At 60.2% G+C, this 23127-nt stretch carries 24 protein-coding genes; 13 read left to right on the plus strand and 11 right to left on the minus strand.

Annotated features, from left to right (window positions below):
* Positions 1-15 precede the first annotated feature (15 nt).
* From ftsY to ACQY8Q_RS10590, 4 genes are all read left to right on the plus strand, one after another.
* Positions 16-1590, plus strand: coding sequence for a signal recognition particle-docking protein FtsY (gene ftsY / locus ACQY8Q_RS10575; RefSeq protein WP_428426544.1), 1575 nt, complete (start codon positions 16-18; stop codon positions 1588-1590).
* Positions 1591-1806: 216 nt separating this feature from the next.
* Positions 1807-2439: a septation protein A gene (locus tag ACQY8Q_RS10580; RefSeq protein WP_428426545.1), complete on the plus strand. Its 633-nt coding sequence runs from the start codon at positions 1807-1809 to the stop codon at positions 2437-2439.
* A gap of 5 nt (positions 2440-2444) precedes the next feature.
* Entirely contained in the window at positions 2445-3029 is a 585-nt protein-coding gene (locus ACQY8Q_RS10585; RefSeq protein ID WP_428429743.1) for a DUF2585 domain-containing protein, read from the plus strand.
* 157 nt (positions 3030-3186) lie between these two features.
* Positions 3187-4341, plus strand: a complete 1155-nt coding sequence (locus ACQY8Q_RS10590) for an IS4 family transposase (protein ID WP_428426546.1) — start codon at positions 3187-3189, stop codon at positions 4339-4341.
* Between the two features lie 121 nt (positions 4342-4462).
* On the opposite strand, the gene ACQY8Q_RS10595 is transcribed toward ACQY8Q_RS10590, so the two are convergent.
* From ACQY8Q_RS10595 to ccmA, 5 genes are all read right to left on the minus strand, one after another.
* Positions 4463-5074 (minus strand): DsbE family thiol:disulfide interchange protein, encoded by a 612-nt coding sequence (locus ACQY8Q_RS10595; protein WP_428426547.1) that lies wholly within the window; start codon positions 5072-5074, stop codon positions 4463-4465.
* Entirely contained in the window at positions 5071-5241 is a 171-nt protein-coding gene (ccmD, locus tag ACQY8Q_RS10600) for a heme exporter protein CcmD (protein ID WP_428426548.1), read from the minus strand. The genes ACQY8Q_RS10595 and ccmD overlap by 4 nt, the downstream gene beginning before the upstream one ends.
* Before the next feature lie 4 nt (positions 5242-5245).
* Positions 5246-6007, minus strand: a complete 762-nt coding sequence (locus ACQY8Q_RS10605; protein WP_428426549.1) for a heme ABC transporter permease — start codon at positions 6005-6007, stop codon at positions 5246-5248.
* Between the two features lie 108 nt (positions 6008-6115).
* Positions 6116-6775, minus strand: coding sequence for a heme exporter protein CcmB (ccmB, locus tag ACQY8Q_RS10610; RefSeq protein ID WP_428426550.1), 660 nt, complete (start codon positions 6773-6775; stop codon positions 6116-6118).
* A 211-nt stretch (positions 6776-6986) separates the two neighbouring features.
* A complete protein-coding gene (ccmA, locus tag ACQY8Q_RS10615) occupies positions 6987-7622 on the minus strand; it encodes a heme ABC exporter ATP-binding protein CcmA (RefSeq protein ID WP_428429745.1) in 636 nt (211 codons plus the stop codon).
* 269 nt (positions 7623-7891) lie between these two features.
* Between ccmA and acnA the strand changes: the two genes are divergently transcribed.
* The 3 genes from acnA to ACQY8Q_RS10630 all read left to right on the plus strand — a co-directional run bounded on the left by acnA (position 7892) and on the right by ACQY8Q_RS10630 (position 12348).
* Positions 7892-10585: an aconitate hydratase AcnA gene (acnA, locus tag ACQY8Q_RS10620; protein ID WP_428426551.1), complete on the plus strand. Its 2694-nt coding sequence runs from the start codon at positions 7892-7894 to the stop codon at positions 10583-10585.
* Positions 10586-10847: 262 nt separating this feature from the next.
* The gene (locus ACQY8Q_RS10625; protein WP_428429746.1) at positions 10848-11552 is read left to right on the plus strand and encodes a DUF1223 domain-containing protein; all 705 of its coding nucleotides are present in this window, start codon (positions 10848-10850) and stop codon (positions 11550-11552) included.
* A gap of 388 nt (positions 11553-11940) precedes the next feature.
* Positions 11941-12348, plus strand: a complete 408-nt coding sequence (locus tag ACQY8Q_RS10630) for a DUF2794 domain-containing protein (protein ID WP_428426552.1) — start codon at positions 11941-11943, stop codon at positions 12346-12348.
* A 1-nt stretch (position 12349) separates the two neighbouring features.
* Here ACQY8Q_RS10630 and ACQY8Q_RS10635 read toward each other — a convergent pair whose 3' ends face one another.
* The 4 genes from ACQY8Q_RS10635 to ACQY8Q_RS10650 form a co-directional block, all read right to left on the minus strand.
* The gene (locus tag ACQY8Q_RS10635; protein ID WP_428426553.1) at positions 12350-12907 is read right to left on the minus strand and encodes an N-acetyltransferase family protein; all 558 of its coding nucleotides are present in this window, start codon (positions 12905-12907) and stop codon (positions 12350-12352) included.
* 132 nt (positions 12908-13039) lie between these two features.
* Complete coding sequence (locus ACQY8Q_RS10640) at positions 13040-13783, minus strand: Bax inhibitor-1/YccA family protein (protein ID WP_113241751.1); 744 nt, start codon at positions 13781-13783, stop codon at positions 13040-13042.
* Between the two features lie 224 nt (positions 13784-14007).
* A complete protein-coding gene (locus ACQY8Q_RS10645; protein ID WP_428426554.1) occupies positions 14008-16560 on the minus strand; it encodes an ABC transporter permease in 2553 nt (850 codons plus the stop codon).
* Positions 16557-17282 carry an ABC transporter ATP-binding protein gene (locus ACQY8Q_RS10650; protein ID WP_428426555.1) on the minus strand — a complete coding sequence of 242 codons (726 nt, stop codon included), beginning with the start codon at positions 17280-17282 and terminating at the stop codon, positions 16557-16559. The genes ACQY8Q_RS10645 and ACQY8Q_RS10650 overlap by 4 nt, the downstream gene beginning before the upstream one ends.
* 72 nt (positions 17283-17354) lie before the next feature.
* On the opposite strand from ACQY8Q_RS10650, the gene ACQY8Q_RS10655 reads away from it, so the two are divergent.
* Positions 17355-17996, plus strand: a complete 642-nt coding sequence (locus ACQY8Q_RS10655; protein ID WP_428426556.1) for an arylesterase — start codon at positions 17355-17357, stop codon at positions 17994-17996.
* 140 nt (positions 17997-18136) lie between these two features.
* Entirely contained in the window at positions 18137-18709 is a 573-nt protein-coding gene (gene thpR, locus ACQY8Q_RS10660; protein WP_428426557.1) for an RNA 2',3'-cyclic phosphodiesterase, read from the plus strand.
* Here thpR and ACQY8Q_RS10665 read toward each other — a convergent pair.
* A complete protein-coding gene (locus ACQY8Q_RS10665) occupies positions 18664-19125 on the minus strand; it encodes a low molecular weight protein-tyrosine-phosphatase (protein ID WP_428426558.1) in 462 nt (153 codons plus the stop codon). The two genes, thpR and ACQY8Q_RS10665, sit on opposite strands and share 46 nt — an antisense overlap.
* Positions 19126-19229: 104 nt before the next feature.
* Between ACQY8Q_RS10665 and ACQY8Q_RS10670 the strand changes: the two genes are divergently transcribed.
* A complete protein-coding gene (locus ACQY8Q_RS10670; protein ID WP_428426559.1) occupies positions 19230-19547 on the plus strand; it encodes a 4a-hydroxytetrahydrobiopterin dehydratase in 318 nt (105 codons plus the stop codon).
* Positions 19548-19623: 76 nt separating this feature from the next.
* Positions 19624-20001 carry a YkvA family protein gene (locus ACQY8Q_RS10675; protein WP_428426560.1) on the plus strand — a complete coding sequence of 126 codons (378 nt, stop codon included), beginning with the start codon at positions 19624-19626 and terminating at the stop codon, positions 19999-20001.
* 6 nt (positions 20002-20007) lie between these two features.
* Here ACQY8Q_RS10675 and ACQY8Q_RS10680 read toward each other — a convergent pair whose 3' ends face one another.
* Positions 20008-20580 carry a sigma-70 family RNA polymerase sigma factor gene (locus ACQY8Q_RS10680; protein WP_428426561.1) on the minus strand — a complete coding sequence of 191 codons (573 nt, stop codon included), beginning with the start codon at positions 20578-20580 and terminating at the stop codon, positions 20008-20010.
* Positions 20581-21014: 434 nt separating this feature from the next.
* On the opposite strand from ACQY8Q_RS10680, the gene ACQY8Q_RS10685 reads away from it, so the two are divergent.
* Positions 21015-21518 carry an invasion associated locus B family protein gene (locus ACQY8Q_RS10685; RefSeq protein ID WP_113241799.1) on the plus strand — a complete coding sequence of 168 codons (504 nt, stop codon included), beginning with the start codon at positions 21015-21017 and terminating at the stop codon, positions 21516-21518.
* 288 nt (positions 21519-21806) lie between these two features.
* Complete coding sequence (gene rlmN / locus ACQY8Q_RS10690; RefSeq protein WP_428426562.1) at positions 21807-23039, plus strand: 23S rRNA (adenine(2503)-C(2))-methyltransferase RlmN; 1233 nt, start codon at positions 21807-21809, stop codon at positions 23037-23039.
* Positions 23040-23127 lie beyond the last annotated feature (88 nt).

The raw sequence follows: 23127 nt of genomic DNA on the forward strand, positions 1-23127 counted from the left end.
GTTTACGGAATTCAAATGGCGCTCAGCTTTCTGAAAAAGGTCTTCACGTTCGGCAAGGACAAGCCGGTCGAAGGCGAGCCAACTGCGACGCCAGCGGCAGATGCGGTCATGGACCAGGCGGAATCGACGTTCAGCCCCGCAGAAACCCGGGCGATCGAAGCCGAACTGGAACCGCATTCCCGCACCGAAGATCTGCCGGTCGCCGAAGATCCCGTCCTGCCGGAAGAAATGGATACGGCGGGAGGGCCGTCTGCTGATACCCACGATGCGCCTGAATTCGTGGATGAGACGGTTACCTCTGCCGAGAACGTGGACGACACACCGGCGATTCTTCCTGCTGTCGAAGAGATCGGCGATATCGGCCTGATCCCGCTGTCTTTGCTGGAGGCGGAAGCCGAAGCGTCTGCGACTGAGGAAAACGTGACACCCCCCTCTGTCCCTTCGGGACATCTCCCCCACAAGGGGGGAGATCAGATGGAGGCTGATGCTCCGCCACTGCAGCCTGATGCGGCTGATGAAATGCAGGAACTTTCCGCGCTCTCGGGAGCCGCTGACCTCACCGAAACCACGTCACAGCCGATCTCCGAAACACCGGTTGCAGCCCCCATCCTCCCCAAGGGCTTTGCCACCGGCCGCGCGGTCGAGCCAGCGCCGGAAGCGCCCAAGCAGAAACTCACCTGGTTCCAGCGCCTGCGCCAGGGTCTTTCCCGCACCTCGTCGCAGTTGACCGGCCAGATCACCGCGCTCTTCACCAAGCGCAAGCTCGACGACGAGACGTTGCAGGATCTGGAAGACCTGCTGATCCAGGCCGACCTTGGTGTCGAAACGGCCCTGCGCATCACCGACACATTGGCCTCCGAGCGTTATGGCAAGGATGTGAGCGGCGAGGACGTTTCCCGCATCATGGCTGCCGAAATCACCAAGGTTCTGGCGCCTGTCGCTAAGCCGCTGCAGCTCGATCTGTCGCATAAGCCACACGTCATCCTCGTCGTCGGCGTCAACGGCACCGGCAAAACCACCACCATCGGCAAGCTCGCGGCCAAACTTTCGGGCGCCGGGCTCAAAGTCATGCTCGCGGCCGGCGACACGTTCCGGGCCGCCGCCATCGAGCAACTGAAAATCTGGGCCGAGCGCACCAAGTCCGACATCGTTTCCTCGAAACTCGGCGCGGATGCCGCAGGTCTTGCCTATGAGGCATTCGAACAGGCACGGCTGAAGAAGAGCGACGTGCTCATTATCGATACCGCCGGCCGCCTGCAGAACCGCACGGAACTGATGGCGGAGCTGGAAAAGATTGTCCGTGTGCTCGGCAAGCTCGATCCCGATGCGCCGCACACGGTGCTGCAGACGCTGGACGCCACCACCGGCCAGAACGCATTGAACCAGGTCGAGATTTTCCGCAATATTGCCGGCGTCAACGGCCTGATCATGACCAAGCTCGACGGCACAGCGCGCGGCGGCATCCTCGTCGCGATCTCCGCCAAGCATAAGCTGCCGGTCTATTTCATCGGCGTCGGCGAAGGCGTGGACGATCTGGAACCGTTCGAGGCCAAGGACTTTGCCGAGGCCATCGCCGGGATTCCCCATTGACCCGGATATCATTTTGCCTTTTTGCTGATGTTATAGGGGCCACCCAGCACTCCGTCATCCTCGGGCTTGACCCGAGGACCAAAACGCTGGGCTGAAATGCCGACGATCATGCGTCGCACTGCGGGTAGATCCTCGGGTCAAGCCCGAGGATGACGACGAGAGAGACGAATAGCCCGCATACCGGGCATGCACGATAACCGCTTTAAGGACGTCACTATGTCATCGATCGAGGCGGTCAAGCCGCGCAAGGAAATCAGCCCGCTTCTGAAAATGGTGCTGGAGCTGGGGCCGCTGGTGGTCTTTTTCTTTGCCAATTCGCGCGGCGAGTGGCTGGCGCGGGAATTTCCGGCGCTGACGGAACTGGGCGGCCCGATCTTCATCGCCACCGGCCTGTTCATGGCGGCGACCGCGATTGCGCTCACCGCGTCCTGGATTTTGACCCGCACCCTGCCGATGATGCCGCTGATTTCCGGCATTGTCGTCTTCATCATGGGCGCGTTCACTCTCTGGCTGCAGAACGACACATTCATCAAGATCAAGCCGACCATCATCAATACCCTGTTCGGCGTCATTCTGCTCGGCGGCCTGCTGTTTGGAAAGTCGCTGCTCGGCTATGTCTTCCATTCCGCCTTCAAGCTCGACGAGGAAGGCTGGCGCAAGCTGACCATTCGCTGGGGCATCTTCTTTCTGGTTCTCGCCGTCCTCAATGAAGTCGTCTGGCGCAATTTCTCGACTGATTTCTGGGTCGCCTTCAAGGTCTGGGGCACGATGCCGATCACAGTGCTGTTCACCCTGTCGCAGATGCCGATCATCATGAAGCACTCGCTGGATCAGGATACGCCGAAGTGACCACCCTGGTACCGGCCGAAAACCGTTCGCCGCGTGCCGCCACCTTTTGGCTTGCCGCCTGCGCTGGCGTCCTCATCCTCCAGATCGTCATCGAATACTGGATGGGCCGCACGCCGATCTGCGAATGCGGCTATATCAAGCTGTTCGAGCCCAATGCCAACGGCCCGGGCAATTCGCAGCACCTGGCCGACTGGTACACGCCGTCGCACATTATCCACGGCTTCCTGTTCTACGGGCTTGCCCATCTGACCCTGCGCGGCAAACCACTGGCGGCAAAGCTGCTTTTGGCGCTGGTGATCGAATCCGGCTGGGAGCTTCTCGAAAACTCCCCTGTTATCATCGACCGCTACCGCACCGCGACCATCTCGCTCGATTATTACGGCGACAGCATTCTGAACTCGGCGATGGACACGGTGTTCATGGCGCTCGGCTTCTTCTTCGCCCGCCGTGCACCGGTCGCAGTCACGGTCGCCATCGCCATCTTCTTCGAGATTTTCACCGGCTGGCTGATCCGCGATAATTTGACGCTCAACGTGCTAATGCTGGTCTATCCGCTGGACGCGGTGAAGGCGTGGCAAGGCGCGCTTTGATGTTATCGCCCGGCTGAGACCGACAACACGCTCATGTCATCCTCGGCCTTGAGCCACTGCTGTCCGGTTTAAATTTTGTAGACATAGTGCACGGTGTTGATTCTACTCGTATTCGAGCGTTTGGCGACGATCTCGAACACGAAGGAGGAGCAACCCCGTGCGGCATCACAATAGCGTCTTTCATGATCTTTTGAAGCGCGTTCCATGGTCGGCTTTTGACAGGCTTGTGGAGGAACATGGGGCCGACAAACATGTTCGGCGGCTCTCGACGCGGACACAGTTGATCGCCCTTTTGTACGGCCAATTGGCCGGTGCGGTGAGTTTGCGCGAGATCGCCGGCGGTTTGGAAAGTCATGCGGCGCGTCTTTACCATCTCGGTGCGCGTCCGGCCTCGCGCTCGACGCTTGCCGACGCCAATGCGAAGCGTTCAAGCGCGGTGTTTGCCGGCCTGTTTGCTGAACTGGTGGCAAGGGCAGGACGCGGCCTGCGCCGGGCGGCCGGTGAGGCCACCTATCTGATCGACGCGACTGGGGTCCGCCTGAGTGGAGCGGGAAGCGACTGGGCGCAGTTTTCCCATCAGGCCTGCGGTGCCAAGGTCCATATCGTCTATGATGCGCTGGCCGAACGGCCGATCTACGCGGCGGTGACGCCTGCCAATGTCAATGACATCACCGCAGCCAAGGTCATGCCGATCGAAGCGGGCGCCACCCATGTCTTCGATCTCGGCTATTATGATTTCGGCTGGTGGGCCAGAATGGACAAGGCCGGATGCCGGATCGTCACGCGGTTCAAGTCGCATACGCCGCTGGCCGTAACGCGCGAACAACCGCTCAACAGCAACGGCACCATCCTGTCCGACCGCATCGGCCTGTTGCCAGCCCGCCAGGCGAAAAACCGCAAGAACCCGTTTGGCGATCCCGTGCGCGAGATCAGTGTCAGGACACAAACAGGCAAGGTTTTGCGGTTGCTCACCAACGATCTCGATGCGCCAGCGGACGAGATCGCCGATCTCTACAAGCGCCGTTGGGCGATCGAACTGTTCTTCCGCTGGGTCAAGCAGACGCTAAAGATCCGGCATTTTCTCGGCAATAGCGAGAACGCGGTCCGTATCCAGATTGCCGCCGCCCTCATCGCCTATCTGCTGTTGCGCATGGCCCAGGCCGATCAGACAAACGTCCAGAGTCCGCTCGCCTTCGCCCGCCTCGTGCGCGCCAATCTCATGCATCGCCGCCGAACCGACAGCCTCACAAAGCCACCACCCAGCCCATCAAACGACACAGGACAGATGACCTTGAGCGGGTTGGGATTTTAAACCGGACAGCAGTGGCCTTGAGCCGAGGATCCATACTTCAACCATTCACGTTGAACATCTTTGGCGAATGGATGCTCGGGTCAAGCCCGAGCATGACGGAGACTGGGGAACAGAACCCTATTTACTTATTCTCAGCCGTAGCCTTCTCGATCGCCGGATAAAGGCCTTCCTTCAGGCTTCGCTCATCGAACGGCCCCACCCGTTTATAGACGATCGCTCCCGACACATCGACGAGGTAGGATTCCGGAATACCGTAGACACCCCAGTCGATAGCCGCCTTGCCGCGTGGGTCGACGCCGACGGCGGAAAAGGGGTTGCCGAGTTCGCCCAGGAACCGCAGCGCATTCTCGGTCTGGTCCTTGTAGTTGATCCCGACCACCGTCAGTCTGGAATCCTTGGCCAGTTCGAGGATGATCGGATTTTCCTCGCGGCAGGGCACGCACCAAGATGCCCAGACATTGACCAGCGTCAGCTTGCCCTTGATCGCCGCATCGGTGAGCGGCGGCATCGGCGCGCCCTTGAACGTCGCGCCCTCGAGCGGCGGCATATCGAGCGATGGCGCCTTGGTGCCGATCAGCGCAGACGGAATTTCACTGATGCTCCGGCCGGAATCGAGCTGGCTCCAGAAAATCACGGCAAGCCCGGCAAAGATCAACAGCGGCAACAGCGCAAAGACGATACGCAACTTGCCCGGCCGGGTGGCTTCGGGCGTGGCGGGGGTCTCGATACTCATTGTAGGTCTCCGGCTTGCGCTGAGCGGCGGCGGATACCGGCGGCTTCAAGCGCCTGCAATTCGCGGCGCCGCGCCCGCCCGTCGGTCCAGACCCAGAGGATCAGGGCAAGCACGGTAACGGTGGCGATGCCATAGCTGGCAAGAACATAGGTGGTGTGGGTCATCATCGGCTCAAACCTCCCGGCCGGCGCCGCGGGCGGCCTGACGGCGCATCGAGGTCACCCGGCGGCGCCAGATCTCGTTGCGCATGGCGGCGATGTGCAGCGTGAAGAACAGCATGGTGAAGGCAACCGCCATCACCAAAAGCGGCCGCAGGAACTCCGGATCGATCGCCGAGCCGCCGAGCCTCAGAACGCTTGCCGGCTGGTGCAGCGTGTTCCACCATTCGACCGAGAACTTGATGATCGGGATATTGACGAAGCCAACGAGGATCAAGACGGCCGAAACCTTGGCGGCCTTGCCGGGCTCGTCCATCGCACGGTTGAGCGCCATCAGCCCGAGATACATCAGGAATAGCACGAAGACCGAGGTCAGCCGCGCATCCCAGACCCACCAGGTGCCCCACATCGGCTTGCCCCAGAGCGAACCGGTGACCAGCGCCAGAAAGGTGAAGGACGCGCCGATCGGAGCCGCAGCCCGGGCGGCAACGTCAGCCAGCGGATGGCGCCAAACCAGCGTGCCGAGTGCCGAAAGCGCCATCACCGAATAACACATCATCGACAGCCAGGCGGCCGGCACATGCACATACATGATGCGCACCGTCTCGCCCTGCTGGTAATCGCCTTCGGTGGTGAAGGACAGATAGAGCCCAGCGGCAAACAGCAGCACCGTCAAACCGGCAAACCACGGCAGGAGACGGGCCGCCAAGGCCAGAAACCGGGTCGGGTTGGCAAGATCGCTGAATTTTCGAATGGCCAGACTGTTTTCGCTCATGATGGTTCTTTAGCGTGCAACGGGCTTCTCTTCAATAAAGGGGTATCAATCACATTTGCGTCAGAGCGCCGCGCGTTCAAAGGGCGCGCAGGTCGCACCGGCGTCCACCTAGTCCGATGCAGACCGCAGCGCCAAGGCAGCCGCTAAGGGCCCGATGACAGCAAAGAACAGCGTAATGGCGATCAGGATCAGCAGCGGCGGCAGAAATGGCGCCGGGTCTTGAACGGCGGCATAGGCGGCACTGACGCCGAAGATCAGCACCGGGATCGCCAGCGGCAGAACCAGGATCGACACCAGCAGCCCGCCACGCGGCAAGGTTACAGCGACGGCAGCGCCAGTCGCGCCGATGAACGTGATGGCAGGCGTGCCCACCAGCAGCGTCAGCATGGTTGCGCCGATGGCCACCTCGCTCATATTCATGAACAGCCCGAGTAGCGGTGCAGCAATCACCAGCGGCAACCCGCTCGCCGTCCAGTGCGCCAGGCACTTCACCAGCACCGTCAGCACCAGCGGCGTTTCCTGCATCAGCATCAGGTCCAGCGACCCATCCTCGCGTTCCGCCTGAAACAGCCGGTCGAGGCCCAGCAGCGAGGCAAGCAGCGCACCGATCCAGAGGATTGCCGGGCCGATGCGGGACAGAAGATTGAGATCGGGACCGACGGCAAAAGGTACCACGGCAACGACCGTCATGAAGAACAGGACGCCGATCAGCGCACCGCCACCGGCGCGCATGGAGAGTTTGAGGTCACGGAGGAAGAGGGCGATCATAATGCGGCCTGTTCGGATCGTGCGCGTGGCAAAGGCCCCTCCCCAACCCCTCCCCACAAGGGGGAGGGACTAACCCGGAGCACCGGCCTCGCCAGACAATCGCGCACATTTGCGGCGAAAGCCCACAAATTTGAGCGAGGGGTTTCAGCGCAGGAACCCCTCCCCCTTGTGGGGAGGGGTTGGGGAGGGGTCTTCATCAGGCAAACCATACTCAAACCAATTCCCCCACACCCGCAAACCCCGTCATCCGCAACTCCCGCGCAGTCACCCCCAGCGGCTGATGCGTCGCGGCAACGACAAGACCGCCTGCCTCCAGATGCCGCTCCACCAGGCCCGCAAACAGCCGGTCCGCCGCCGCGTCGAGTGCGGCCGTCGGCTCGTCGAGGATCCAGACCGGCCGGTAGGCGACCAGCAGCTTGGCCATCGCCATGCGCCGCTGTTGTCCGGCCGAGAGGTAACCGAAGGGAAGATGCGAAATTCCGCCAAGGCCGAGTGCTTCGGTGGCCTCCTCAATGCCGATGCCGGAGCCACCTGCCGAATCACCCATGAAGGATTTCCAGAAGGAGAGATTTTCTTCAACGGTCAGCTCGTGCTTCATTGCATTGCGGTGACCGAGATAGTGGCAAAGCTCGCGCGGATGACCGATATCGGCGGCTGTATCATCCAGCCGCACAGCGCCGGATTCGGGCGCCAGAAGCCCCGCCAGAACGCGCAGCAATGTCGACTTGCCCGACCCGTTCGGACCGGTGACAATCAACGCTTCTCCGGCCGCAAGAACGAACGAAATATCGTGGAAAATCAGGTCCTCACCGCGTTTCGCACTGAGGCCTTCGACACGCAAGCGGATCGGCATTCACATTCCCTTTACGACGTTCGTCGCAGCGCAAAAAAATTGTCTCAAATTGAGGACGGATGGTCTGGCACGTTCCGGAGAAATTATCTATAACCGCCCCAACACGCCAGCGGTCGGCGTGAATTTCATCCTAGCGCCGAACTTGGAATGATTTCCACGTACGGACAGCGGAAATGGCCGTACCCGCATCCCATATCGCGCTTTAAATGCGTTCGGGCGTTCGTGCGTCACGTTTTGGCGATCTAACGGAACGGGGTATTCCAGTGTCCAAATCCCTAGACAGTTTTAATTGTCGTTCGACGCTTTCCGTCAACGGCGTAGACTATGTCTATTACAGCCTGCCAAAGGCGGAAGAAAACGGCCTCGCCGGCGTTTCAAAGCTTCCCTATTCGATGAAGGTTCTGCTTGAGAACCTGCTGCGCTTCGAAGACGGCCGAACGGTCACCAAGGAGAACATCCTGGCCGTTGCCGAGTGGCTGAACAACAAGGGCCGCGAAGAAAATGAAATCGCCTACCGCCCGGCCCGCGTGCTGATGCAGGACTTCACCGGCGTTCCCGCCGTTGTCGATCTGGCCGCGATGCGCGACGCCATGGTTTCGCTCGGTGGTGATCCGGAAAAGATCAACCCGCTGGTTCCTGTCGACCTCGTCATCGACCACTCGGTCATCGTCGACGAATTCGGCACGCCAACGGCCTTTGCCCGCAATGTCGAGCTCGAATACGAGCGCAACGGCGAGCGCTACCGCTTTCTGAAATGGGGCCAGCAGGCCTTCAAGAATTTCCGCGTGGTTCCTCCGGGCACCGGTATCTGTCACCAGGTGAATCTTGAGTATCTCGGCCAGACCGTCTGGACGAAGGAAGAAGACGGCGAGATCACCGCCTATCCGGATACCTGCGTCGGCACAGACAGCCACACGACTATGATCAATGGCCTGGGCGTTCTCGGCTGGGGCGTCGGTGGTATCGAGGCGGAAGCGGCCATGCTCGGCCAGCCCGTCTCCATGCTCCTGCCTGAAGTCATCGGCTTCAAGCTGACCGGCAAGCTCAAGGAAGGCGTCACCGCGACCGACCTCGTGCTGATGGTCGTGCAGATGCTGCGCAAGAAGGGCGTCGTTTCCAAGTTCGTCGAATTCTTCGGTTCCGGCCTCGACAACATGACGCTGGCCGACCGTGCGACGATCGGCAACATGGGTCCGGAATATGGCGCAACCTGCGGCTTCTTCCCGGTTGATTCGGAAACCATCAACTACCTCACCATGTCCGGCCGCGAAGAACAGCGCATCGCGCTGGTCGAAGCCTATTCCAAGGCGCAAGGGATGTGGCGTGACAATGACGGTGCCGACCTCGTCTTCACCGACACGCTCGAGCTTGATCTCGGTCAGGTCGTTCCGGCCATGGCCGGCCCGAAGCGTCCGGAAGGCCGCATTCCGCTCGAAAACATCGCGTCCGGTTTCGCCGGTTCGCTCGAAGGCGAATACAAGAAGCCGGGCCAGCTCGACATGCGCTATGCCGTCGAAGGCGCGGATTACGATATCGGTCACGGCGACGTGGCGATTGCCGCCATCACGTCCTGCACCAACACGTCCAACCCTAGCGTTCTCATCGCTGCCGGCCTTCTCGCCCGCAACGCCGTTGCCAAGGGCCTGAAGACAGCACCTTGGGTCAAGACATCGCTCGCACCTGGATCCCAGGTTGTCGGCGAGTATCTGTCCAAGTCCGGCCTGCAGGATTCGCTGGATGCCTTGGGCTTCAACCTCGTCGGTTTCGGCTGCACGACCTGCATCGGCAATTCCGGCCCGCTGCCGGCGCCGATCTCGAAGACGATCAACGAGAAGGGCCTGATCATGTCCGGCGTTCTCTCGGGCAACCGCAACTTCGAAGGCCGTATCTCGCCGGACGTTCAGGCGAACTACCTCGCTTCGCCGCCGCTGGTCGTTGCCTATGCGCTCGCCGGTACGGTCCAGAAGGACCTGACCACCGAGCCGCTCGGCATCGGCAGCGATGGACAGCCGGTGTTCCTCAAGGACGTCTGGCCGACATCGCAGGAAATCCAGGAATACATCCTGAAATACGTCACCCGCGCACTCTACGCATCGAAATATGCCGACGTGTTCAAGGGCGACGCCAACTGGCAGGCCGTCCAGATTCCCGAAGGCCAGACCTACGCCTGGGATGACAACTCGACCTACGTCCAGAACCCGCCCTACTTCGTCGGCATGGGCAAGACCGGTTCGGGCATCTCCGACATCAAGGGCGCCCGCGTCCTTGGCCTGTTCGGCGACAAGATCACCACCGACCACATCTCGCCGGCTGGATCGATCAAGGCAGCGTCGCCTGCCGGTGCTTACCTGATCAACCATGGCGTCGGCATTGCCGACTTCAACCAGTACGGCACGCGCCGTGGCAACCATGAAGTGATGATGCGCGGCACCTTTGCCAATATCCGCATCCGCAACCACATGATGGGACCGAACGGCAAGGAAGGCGGCTACACGATCCACTATCCTTCGAAGGAAGAGATGTCGATCTACGACGCCGCCATGCAGTACAAGGCCGAAGGTGTGCCGCTGGTCATCTTCGCCGGTGTCGAATACGGCAACGGCTCGTCGCGTGACTGGGCCGCCAAGGGCACCAACCTGCTCGGCGTCAAGGCCGTGATCGCCCAGTCCTTCGAGCGTATCCACCGCTCCAACCTGGTCGGCATGGGCATCGTACCCTTCGTCTTCGAGGAAGGCACGACCTGGGAATCGCTCGGCCTGAAGGGCGACGAGAGCGTCACGATCGACGGTCTCGCCAATGTCCAGCCGCGCGAAAAGCGCGTCGCCAGGATCACCTATGCCGATGGCACGGTGAAGGATGTTCCGCTGGTCTGCCGCATCGATACGCTCGATGAGGTCACCTACATGAACAATGGCGGCATCCTGCAGACTGTTCTGCGCGACCTGGCTGCTGCTTGATGCATCTTTGATGCAGGCATGAATGGAGCCGGGGCTTTCACAAGCCCCGGCTTTTTTTGTGATTACCGGAGCCGCAAGCCTCACTCCAACGTGATTTTCCGTTGAAAGGGGAGCGGCGTATGAAGGATGCCAACAGAGACTGTACAGATGTACAACACCGCTGAGATACCGCCCGTTGAAATGCTACACCCTTGAAATGGAAGTCCCGATGTCTGGATCAAGCACCGTTCGCCGCATCATGCTCGCCTGTGGCCTTGGCCTCATGGCGATGCCAGCTGTGGCCGAAGATATGGTGAAGCCGGCAGGCGTCGTGGAACTGTTCACCAGCCAGGGCTGCTCCTCCTGCCCGCCGGCGGACGCGGCATTGAAGACGCTGATCGACGACGGCAAGGTCGTGGCGCTGTCCTATCACGTCGATTACTGGAATTATCTCGGCTGGACCGATACGCTGGCTTCTAAGGACAACACAGCCCGGCAATATGCCTATGCGAAAATGCTCGGCCGCAGCGGTGTCTATACGCCACAGGCGGTGCTCAACGGCCGCGACCACATCAATGGCGCCGATATAGACGGCATCAACAATCGCCTTTCGGCGATGAATGATGCAGGAAAAGGTCTCGCCGTTCCGGTCTCCGCCAGCGTCCGCAAGGACGAGATCGACATCAAGATAGGCGCGGGCGAGGGCAAGGCCAATGTCGTCGTCGTCTATTTCAACCGGCAGCAGCTTGTCGACGTCAAGAAGGGCGAAAACAGCGGCAAGAAGATTTCCTACTGGCACTCCGTCCGAGACATCCAGACGATCGGCATGTGGGACGGCAAGCCTGCCAGTTTCGTACTGCCCGCTTCCATCCTCAATGAGGGCGAAAACGGCGGCTGTGCCGTGCTGCTGCAGAAGATGAAGGACAGTGAAACGCCCGGCGCCATCGTCGGCGCCACGACCGTCATGGCGGATAAAACCGCCAACTGACGGATAATCTGGTTCGGCCCGGCAGCATCGAGGGGCTGGGGCTGAGGGTTCGAAGATGCCGGACCGAACCGGCCATGTTTTGCAGGCGCAGACAGCACCCGATCGACATGGCGTCCGGAGCAACCGCGCCCGAAGGACGCTTTGGCTAGCCGCTCCATTGCTGCACACGCTCGAGACAGAAAATCCCAAACAGACATGCAGGCCGACACTCGGAAGGACTCCCTCGTGCCAGCAAGCGCGAGTTTCCTTGTCAAATGGGGCGTCGGTTTGTTTGAAATGCGGCACGGTGAAAAAAGCCATCCCCTATTTCGCCCGGCCTGCTGCTTGCATTTCAGCCAAGGTCAGGCAAACTGTAACCGTCCTGTCACAATAAAAGGCCGGAGTACCGATGACTGATCAGCCGGATTTGCCGCAAGGCGAGACCCGTTCCGAAAGGCAGAAATCGTCCGATGTGGTTGTTAATCTGCACGAATATCGCAGCAGCAATCAGGACACACTTCCCATCACTTTCCACCGCCGCGAGCTGGATATGATCCTCAGGGTCTATGGCCGCATGGTCGGCGAAGGCGAATGGCGCGACTATGCGATGGACCATCTGCGCGACAAGGCGGTCTTCTCGGTATTCAAGCGCTCGGGTGAAATGCCGCTGTTCCGGATCGAAAAGAACCCGAAACTTTCAGCCAAGCAAGGCGCCTTCAGCGTCGCCAATACGCACGGCATGATCTTGAAGCGTGGCCACGACCTGCAGCAGGTCCTCAAAGTTTTCGACAAGATGCTGAAGGTTATCAAGACCTGAGTTAGCCCCGGTAGAGCGTATCGGGGTAGACGCCCGGCTCAGGATCGGTCGTCAGCCCCTCGCCGAGCGGCAATTGCATGATGATCGTATCCAGCCAGCGGTCGTGCTTGAAACCCGTACCCTTCATCAACCCGCCATGCTCGAAACCGGCTGCACGATGGACCGCGACCGATGCCGGATGCGCGCCGCCGATGACGGCGACCATCTGCCGGAAACCAAGCATCGTGCAGCGCCGGATCAGGTCGGCAAGCAAGGCTCTGCCCACGCCACGGCCGCGTGCATCAGGCGCCAAATAGATCGAATCCTCGACCATGAACCGGTAGGCGGTGCGGGTCCGGAATGCCGAGGCATAGGCGTAACCCAGGAGGATGCCGTCCGCATCGACCGCAGCGATATAAGGATAACCATTGCCGGTGATGACAGAAAAGCGCGAGGCCATTTCGGCTTCGCCCGGCGGCGTCATCTCATAGGAGGCGACTCCGTTCAGGACGGAGTCCTGATAGATCGCGGTGATGGCCTGGATGTCCGATAGGGTCGCATCGCGCAGGATAAAGGACATGGGCAGACCTGTCTGGAAGAGTGTCCCTCCTCTGCCATATCGCATTCAGCCATTCAAGCGTGCGGCTTTGCCAAAATGCAGGCAACAAAAAAGGCGGCCGAAGCCGCCTTTTCAGAAGTACCTAGTTCCCGATTAATTGCGGTTTCCGAGGAAGCGCAGCATGAACAGGAACAGGTTGATAAAGTCGAGGTACAGCGTCAGCGCGCCCATGATGGCCTTGCGGCCAGCAGCATCTTCACTGTCTGCTTCGAAGTACATTTCCTTGATCTTCTGGGTATCGTAGGCGGTGAGGCCTGCGAAGATCAGAACACCGATAGCCGAGATCGCAAAGTTCAGCGCCGAGGAGGCGAGGAAAATATTGACGATCGAGGCGATGATCAGGCCGAACAGGCCCATCATCAGGAACGAACCCATGCCCGACAGGCTACGCTTGGTGGTGTAGCCGTAGAGCGACAGAGCGCCGAACGAAGCGGCGGTGATGAAGAACGTCTGGGTGATGCTCTGGCCGGTGTAGATCAGGAAGATCGACGACAGCGAGAGACCCATCAGGCCGGCATAGACCCAGAAGGTCGTCCGCGCGGCGGATACGCTCATCGAGTTAATGCGGAAGCTCATGTAGAACACCAGAGCCAGCGGTGCGAGCATGACGACCCACTTCAGCGGGCTCACATAGATCGCCTGGCCGAACGCTGTCAGTTGCCCGTCCGCAAACGCGAACTGGAACGCAGCATAGGCAGCGATACCGGTGATTGCCAGACCGAGGGCCATCAGGTTGTACACCTTGAGCATATAGGTGCGCAGACCTTCGTCGATTACGGCCCCCGCCTGTGCGCCGGCAGGCGACATTCGGGTTTGGTAGTTTCTAAGATCAGCCATTGTTTCCTCTTTAAAAGCCCCGGTTAAGTTTACGGTGTCGGGCGGTAAAGGCGCATCCTCGAGGGTGCCAGCCACTTAACCCAGGCGCCGCTGCGGGGCTCCAGCATGCCTGTGGTGAATATGATGTCGAAATACGACTTGCACAAGACCGACGTGCCTGAGAATCCGTCGAAAAGCGGATTCTCAGGGCTTTCGGGGGTTAGCGTTAACGGTTAACTGGGCAATCAGAGCTCGCGCAGCACGGGTGCGGCCTTCTGCCCGAGCACCCGCCAGGTGCCTGCAAGGCCGAAACCGACCGTGACGATCAAGGCGACAGCCATGGTGATCAGCGCCACATCCGGCAGGAAGGACGACGGCAAGCTCATGATTTTGCTAACCACAAACCATGCCGCGACCCCGCCGGCAAACAGCGCAAAGATCGCCGTCGACAGCCCGAGGATGGCATATTCGTAGCAGAACGCGCGGATCAGTGTCGAGCGTGTGGCACCCAGTGTTTTCAAGACCACGGCATCGTGAGTGCGTGCCCGGTTGCCGGCCGCAAGCGCCCCGGCAAGCACCAGGATCGACGCGACGAGGGCGACAGCAGCGGCAGCGCGGATGGCTGTCGCCAGCTGGCCGACCAGCACGTTGATGATATCAAGCGCATCCTTGACCCGGACACTGGTGATCGTCGGATAAGCATTGGTGACGGCCTTCAGAGTGGCTGCCTCCTCCTGCGCTGTCGCACCCGGATCGATCACGGTGGCAAGCCAGGCATGCGGCGCACCGGCAAAGGTGTTGGGCGAGAACACCATGACGAAGTTGATCGACAGGGATTCCCACTCGACCTTGCGGAAGTTGGCGATCCGGGCCGTCAGGCTGCGGCCAAGTACATTGACGGTGACGGTATCGCCGATCTTCAGGCCGAGTTCACCGGCCTCTTCCGACGAAAACGACACCAGCGGCTCGCCGGTATAATCCGGTGCCCACCATTCGCCCTCGGTCAATGTCGAATTTTCGGGCTTGTTTTTGGCATAGGTGATGCCTCGGTCGCCGCGCAGCACCCATTGACCGGCAGCCGGAACGTTCATCTTGGTCACGTCCTGGCCGTTGAAGGCGAGGATACGACCGCGTAGCATCGGCACTTCGATGACCTTGCCCTCCGGCAGGCTTGTCTGCAGCAGGGAGCGGAAACCCTCGACCTCGGCGCTCTGGATATCGACGAAGAAGAAATTCGGTGCCCGTTCCGGCAGATTGCCTGTCAGTTCGCGGCGTAGATTGCCGTCGATCAGCGCCAGTGTCACCAGAAGCGCCAGGCCAAGGCCGAGCGACAGCACCACCGAGGGTGTCAGCGCGCCGGGGCGATGAATGTTGCCGATGGCAAGCCGAAGGGCCGGCGAACTGACGCGCGGCGCGCGGCGGGCAAGCATGGCGACCAGAATGGCGACACCGCGCAGCACGACGAACGAAAAGGCGATGGCACCCAGGAAGGTCAGCGAAATCTTGCGGTCATAGGCCGTAAAGATCGCAAGGCCTGCCAAAGCCCCGAGGCAAAGAGCAGCAGCCACCAGATAGGGCCAGGACGGCAGACGCGCGCGCTCGAACCCCTGTTCACGAAACAGTGCGGTCGCCGGCACTTCGCGCGCATGGCCGAGCGGCAGGATGGCGAAGGCGAGCGACGTCAAAAGGCCGAACACGGCGGCAAGACCAAGTGCGCCCGGATAGAGCTCAAACGCCGTCGATACCGGTAGCACACCCGCAAGGAATTGCGCCGCGATGAACGGAATGAGCGCGCCAAGTATCAGCCCGATAGCGATGCCGATAAAGGCAATCAGCAGGATCTGGATAAGATAGATGGTCGTGACCATCGAGGCCGGGGCGCCGACACATTTGAACGTGGCGATGACGCCGCGCTTGGAATCGAGATAGGAGCGCACGGCATTGGCGACACCGACGCCGCCGACGATCAGAGCTGTCAACCCGACAAGGGTGAGAAATTGCGAAAAGCGGGTGATGTTGGCAGTCAGTGCAGGGGCGGCGTTCTGGCTGGTACGAACAGACCATCCGGCCTGCGGAAACTTTTCCTCCGCCTGCCTGCGCAAGGCCGGCACGCTGGAGCTGTCGGCGACCTTCACCTTGTAGGTATGCTCGACCAGGCTGCCCGTCTGTACGAGACCGGAGGCGTCAAGGGCCTGCTTGGAGATCAGCAGGCGCGGCGCAAACCCGAAACCGTCCGAAAGGGCATCCGGTTCGCGCACAATGGTGCCAGTGACACGGACGCGCGCGGTCCCGAGCAGGATCTCATCGCCTGTCTGGATGCCAAGACGCTCAAGCAGAAGCGGCGCGGCAAGTGCTTTGTAAACGCCATTGTCTTCAGCGATCATATCGCCAAGCGGTGCCGCCGGTTCGCTGTCAAACGTGCCGTAAAGCGGGTAGGCACCGTCAACGGCTTTCAGCTCGACCAGCGCCTGGTTTGAGCCATCCGGAAGCCGGGCCATCGAGCGCAGGCCAGACGAGACGGAGACCGCGCCAAGGCTATCGATGAACGCTTTTTCCTCGTCGGTTGCGACGCGGTTGTTGAGTTCGAAGCGGATATCGCCCGCCAGAAGCTCGCGGCCCTGGCTGGCAATCGAGCCGGTGATCGACTGCGACAGCGAGTTGACCCCGGCGATCGCCGCCGTTCCCAGCGCCACGCAGGCGAGAAAGATATAGAACCCCCGCAGACCGCCGCGCATTTCGCGCAGCGCTAAGCGGAAGGCCAGTCCAAGACGGAAACCGCCGAAAGCAGCGGCCCTCATGCGGACGCGACCTTGGACAGCGAAGCGGAAGCGGATGGCTCATGACCGGAGCCGGACACGATCTCGCCGGAACGGACGCGCACCTGGCGCGAGCAGCGGGCCGCAAGCGACGTGTCATGGGTGACCAGAACCAGGGTCATGTCGCGCTCGGCCTGCTTGGAGAAGATCAGATCGGCGACCTGCTTGCCGGTTTCGGCATCGAGATTGCCTGTCGGCTCGTCGGCGATCAGAAGTTTTGGCGATGGTGCAAGCGCCCGGGCAATGGCAACGCGCTGCTGCTCGCCACCCGATAGTTGGCCGGGATAATGCGACAGCCGCTCGCCCAGGCCGACGGAGATCAGTTCCTGCCGGGCGATCTCGAACGCATCGCGGACATTGGCAAGTTCAAGTGGCACGGCAACGTTTTCCAGCGCCGTCATGTTGGGGATAAGATGGAAGGACTGGAAGACGATACCGATATTGCGGCCGCGAAACTCCGCCACCCGGTCTTCGCTCAGGCCATGCAAAGGCGTGCCGTCGATAACGATCTCGCCGCTGTCGAGGCGTTCCAGCCCCGCCAAAACCATCAGCAAGGTCGACTTTCCGGATCCGGACGGACCGACGATCCCGACAGATTCTCCCGCATCGATGACGAGATCCATACCCTTGAGCACATGAACGGACGCAGCGGCCTGGCCGAGGGTCAGATCCGCATTTTTCAGTTCGATCATGGTTTTTGCCAAAGGAAACTGTCCTATATGTACAATATGAAGGTTGCCGGAGCGGCTGACTTTTACCGATTTAAGGGCACGTTCATGCGAATAAAAGGTTTCTGTACATTTTTGTTGGCGATCACGGCGATTGTGATCGTGCCGGCAATCAGCCGCGCCGAACCGATTAACCTCGTCGGCTTCGGCGATAGCCTGATGGCCGGCTACCAGCTTCCGGCCGAAGATGCCTTCCCGGCCCGGTTGGAAAAAGCCTTGCGTGCAAAGGGCCACGACGTGACGATCAGCAATGCAGGCGTCTCCGGCGACACGACATCCGGCGGTCTGGCGCGGATCGATTGGTCGGTTCCGGATGGCACCAAGGGCGTCATTCTCGAACTTGGCGCCAACGATGCCCTGCGCGGTATCGCGCCCGAGGAAAGCCGCAAGAACCTTGTCGCCATGATTGAAAAGCTGAAGTCGCGCGGCATTGCCGTGCTTTTGGTCGGCATGATGGCGCCGCCGAACATGGGCGCCGACTATGCCGCGCGGTTCAATCCGATCTATCCGGAACTTGCCAAGACCAACGGCCTTGAGCTTTATCCGTTCTTCCTCGACGGCGTTGTCGAGGACGCCAAGCTGAAAATCGAGGACGGCATGCACCCGAACGGTGACGGCATCGGCGTCATGGTCGAACGCTTCCTGCCATCCGCGGAACGCTTCCTTCAATCACTGTCGACAGGAGGCTGACGCCAACCAACCAGGAACGATTGTCTTGTTCAGCATCTGTTAATGGCGTTGGATAAATATTGCAGGTGCGAAATTATAATTGCTTCCAGATGGCAAGCATGATTCGCTGGGTTATCTTCAAGAGATTCGGGGAGCTCGTTATGCCGAGACTTTTCACCGCCCTCGAGATACCGCGTAATGCCGCAATGAGCCTTTCATTGTTGCGTGGTGGTCTTCCCGGTGCCCGTTGGATCGATGTGGAGAATTACCACATCACTCTTCGCTTCATCGGGGACGTCGAAAACCGCACAGCCGACGAAATCGTCGACCGGCTCGACCGCATCGAACGCCCGGAGTTCCAGCTGCAACTGACCGGCACCGGCGCCTTCGGTTCGAAAAAACCGCATTCTGTCTGGGCTGGTGTCAGCAACCCGCCGGAACTCTATGCCCTCCAGGCCGAAATCGAGCGCATCTGCCAGCGGCTCGGTCTGCCCGCCGATCCCCGCAAATTCACCCCGCATGTGACGCTTGGGCGGTTGCGGTCTTCGCGGGTCGAGGATGTGGTCGGCTATCTCTCCGGCCGCGGTGGCTTCTACACCAACCCGTTCACCGTCTCGCGCTTCGTGCTTCTATCGTCCCGCGATTCCGTCGGTGGCGGCCCGTATGTCACCGAAGAAGTCTTTCCGCTCTACGAGCGTTCTTCCAGCTTGCCGGTCAGCGACCTGCATCCCTGAAGAAGCATCTCGTAGACGGTCTCGAAGCCTTCCGGCCCCTCATAATAGGGGTCGGGCACATCGCGGGCAGTCCCCAGCGTATAGTCGAGAAACAGGTGCAGCTTGTGTTGTGCCTCGGGCGGAGCCAGCGCGCGAAGATTGGCCAGATTGCTGCGGTCCATCGCAAAGATCAGATCGAAGGCTTCGAAATCACCGGCTTGGACCTTCCGGCAGCGCTGACCGGCAATATCGATCCCATGTTTGCGTGCAACGGCGATCGAGCGGCGATCCGGCGGATCGCCGGTATGCCAGCCACCGGTACCGGCCGAATCAACATCCACCAGACCATCCCCTGCGACATGCCGCAAAATACCCTCGGCCAAGGGTGAGCGGCAGATATTGCCGAGACAGACGAACAGAATTCTGACAGGTTTCATGCTATCCAACAGGCCCGGGAAAAGGTTGAACCTATATCCGGCTGCCGCGTTGTGGAACTGGAAATACCGGTTGCCGCTGTCAAAAGAACTGGAGGGATTGTGCCATGAAACAGGAAAAGCTCGCCAAGGAGGCCGTTGCCGAAAACCTTTCGAAAATGGAGGGCTGGGTGCTTTCCGACGATGGGCTGTCGATCTGGAAAGCCTTCCGCTTCAAGACCTTCGTCGAAGCCTTCAGTTTCATGACCGAAAGCGCGATCTCGGCCGAAAAACTGAACCATCACCCGGAATGGTTCAATGTCTACAACAAGGTGGACGTCACGCTCACCACCCATGATTCACAAGGGCTGACCGAGCTGGACTTCAAGCTTGCCGCCAGGATGGACAGGGCAGCGGCGGGCCGGATGCCCGACCACCTTAAATAGGGCTTTTGAAAGAGCGCCATTTGAAATCCGCGCCCTGCTCACCATATGATTTTCCATGACGGATGGGACAAACAAGATGGATGACATCAAGATCGGCGAGATTTTGCTGCCAGGCGAGGAAAGCGAGCAGGAGGCGAAGGCCCGCAAGGTGCAGCGCCGGTTCTGGCCGACCCTGAAGCGGGCGATGCGGCAGGTGCCGTTCAGCCGCGACGTCGTTGCCGCCTATTACTGCGCCATGGACCCCACGACGCCGCTGCGCACGCGCGGCATCCTGCTCGGGGCGCTCGCCTATTTCGTCATGCCGTTCGATCTCATCCCGGATGTTCTGGCCATGGTCGGCTTTTCCGACGACATCGCCGTTTTGACGGCCGCTTTTGCCGCCATCAGCGGCCAGATCAAGGAAAAACATTATATCAAGGCAGACGAGACCTTGAAGGACAAGCTTCCCGATTAAGCAACGTCAATACGCACTGTCCACACCACCCGCTTCAAGCAGCGTCCGCAACTTGCCGAAGGCGAGGCGGATGCGGGACTTGACGGTTCCGAGCGGCAGGCCGGTGGCGGCGGAAATCTCCGAGTGCGACTGACCCAAGAAAAATGCCATCTGGATCAGGGTAACCTGCTCGACAGGCAGTTGTGTCAGCGCGATCCGGACGATCTGTTCGCGATTCTCGCTTTCAATCACAGCATCCGGCGCCTGTGGCGCAACCGGCAGGAGCAGTGGCTCATGCGCATCGAGCGTTCCGTTGCGATGCCTGCGGGCCGCATCGATGCGGCGATTGCGGGCGATACGGAACAGCCAGGTCGAAAGCGAGGATTTTTGCGGGTTGTAGAGATGGGCCTTCTGCCAGAGAATGACCATCACCTCCTGCACGACCTCTTCCGCTTCCGCGACACTGGCATTCTGCCGCATCAAGAAGGATTTGAGCCGGGGCGCGAAAAAGTCGAAGAGTTCCGAAAAGGCGGCCTGGTCACGATTGCGTGCGACGGCCACGGCAAGGGTGGCGAAATGCTGTCTGACTTCAACATTCATTCCGCTTTTGATCGCCTCCCCGCCTGATTTTCGCAGTATTTCACAACAGGTACAGCGCTTTTGTCAAAGGTCAAACTCTTGCCTGATTCTTTGTGACATAAAACGGCGCCGGGCACGTGTCGGCGGATCGGGCGGTGGCCCGGCAAGCGAAACGTGCAGGGCAGACGGAATTCGGCAGCATCCGACGCACCGTTCCTGGGTTTTCGCACACGATGGACAGACCAAGCTTGTTTCGTTCAGGCGCTTCACCGCCAACCTGAAACTCGAGCCCCGTTTGCGCCGTACTCTGTTCCGTATTAAAGCGGAAACGCAGAGAATTCCGGGAATGTTGACGGTTTGGTAACCTGAATTAAGTCAAAATCAATGAAATCATGACCATGCGTGGCCCGGCTGATGCTGATCGGGCTTTGGCAGCAAGAAACCGGCAGGACAAGATGTTTGTAAGAAAGCTTAACCTCGCAATCGCACTCGTGCTGGCATTCGCCGGCGTTGCTTCGGCTCAGTCGCCGACCCGCATTCAGCAGTTCAATGCCTGGGGCGCCTATTCCTATCAGGCCGGCGCTGGCAAGGTCTGCTATGTGCTCTCCGTCCCGAAGGACAAGAGCCCGGCCAATGTTGATCACGGCGATGTCTTTTTCCTCGTGTCGCAGCGCCCCGGCCAGAACATCTCCTATGAACCGCAGGCGATGATGGGCTATCCGCTGCAGGAAAGCTCGAAAGTCGTCGTCACCATCGATGCCAAGAACTTCACGATGTTCACCAAGGGCAACTCGGCCTGGGTGGAGAACGCCGCTGAAGAGCCGGCACTCGTAGCTGCGATGAAGACCGGCAAGGCAATGTCCGTTGCCGCCAAGTCGCGCAAGGGCACGCCAACGGCCTATTCCTATTCGCTGTCTGGCATTTCGGCCGCGCTGAAGCAGATCGAAAACTGCAAATAAGCAGTCCTCCGCTTCACTACTATTTCAAAAGGCCGGTTCGTCCGGCCTTTTGGCGTTCGAGCCCTGCGTCTTTTTGCAGATCTGCCCTGAAGCACCGGAGGGTGACGCCGGGCGAAAACCGTGCTAAAGGCCCGCTCAACGATAGCCGCGTGGATCGTTGACGATCCCGGGATTGCTGGTGATCCCCATGCGCGGCAAACGAACTCTGATCTCAGCATTTACGCGACCGGCTGCAGGCAAAAGCGCTTGAACAGACCTTGCGTATCGCAAACATGGGAAATGGCGAGAATGGCCGCGACTGAAGCACTCGATCTGGACCGCCCCGTCAAGGCGCCCGTCCGCCCGGCTATGATGGCAGAAAAGCCGACGCTGATCGGCCTTTCGCGCGAAGACATGGGCAAGGCGCTGGCCGAAGTCGGCGTTCCCTTAAAACAGGTCAAGATGCGCTCCAGCCAGCTCTGGAACTGGCTCTATGTGCGCGGCGTTTCCGATTTCGACCACATGACCAATGTGTCGAAGGACATGCGCGAACTGCTGAAGAAGCATTTCACCATCGCCCGCCCGGAAATCGTCGAAGAACAGGTCTCCACCGACGGCACCCGCAAATGGCTGCTGCGCTTTCCGCCGCGCGGCGCCGGCCGCCCCGTCGAGATCGAAACCGTCTATATTCCCGAGGAAGGCCGCGGCACGCTCTGCGTTTCCAGCCAGGTCGGCTGCACGCTCACCTGTTCCTTCTGTCATACCGGCACCCAGAAGCTGGTGCGCAACCTGACGGCTGAAGAAATCCTTTCGCAGCTGCTGCTTGCCCGCGACCGGCTCGGCGATTTCCCCGACCGCGACACGCCGGTCGGCGCCGTCGTCCCGAATGAGGGCCGCAAGGTCACCAACATGGTGATGATGGGCATGGGCGAGCCGCTCTACAATTTCGAGAACGTCAAGACGGCGCTTCTGATCGCAACCGACGGCGACGGCCTGTCGCTGTCGAAGCGCCGCGTCACCCTGTCGACCTCCGGCATCGTTCCGGAAATCTTCCGCACTGGCGACGAAATCGGCGTCATGCTGGCGATCTCGCTGCATGCGGTGAAGGACGATCTGCGCGACATGCTGGTGCCGATCAACAAGAAATATCCGCTGAAGGACCTGCTCGACGCCTGCCGCAACTATCCCGGCCTGTCGAATGCCCGCCGCATCACCTTCGAATATGTCATGCTCGAAGGCATCAACGACACGCTGGAAGATGCCAAGGAGCTGGTTCGCCTGTTGAAGGGCATTCCGGCGAAGATCAACCTGATCCCGTTCAATCCCTGGCCGGGCACGAACTACCAGTGTTCGAAATGGGAACAGATCGAGAAATTTGCCGATTTCATCAATGCGGCCGGCTATGCTTCGCCGATCCGCACCCCACGCGGCCGCGACATTCTCGCCGCCTGCGGCCAGCTGAAATCGGACTCCGAGCGCATGCGCAAAGTCGACCGCATGGCGTTTGAAGCGATGATGATTGCCAATCACGGCGAGGATTGATCAGCAAATTTGATGGATGCTGGTCTGCAATTGGATTGATTTAAGTGTCGAGCCTTCCTAAGACTGCCTAAAAATCAGTCTTGGAGGA

Origin of the sequence: Pararhizobium sp. (assembly GCF_965279435.1) — a bacterium.
Taxonomy (GTDB): domain Bacteria; phylum Pseudomonadota; class Alphaproteobacteria; order Rhizobiales; family Rhizobiaceae; genus Pararhizobium.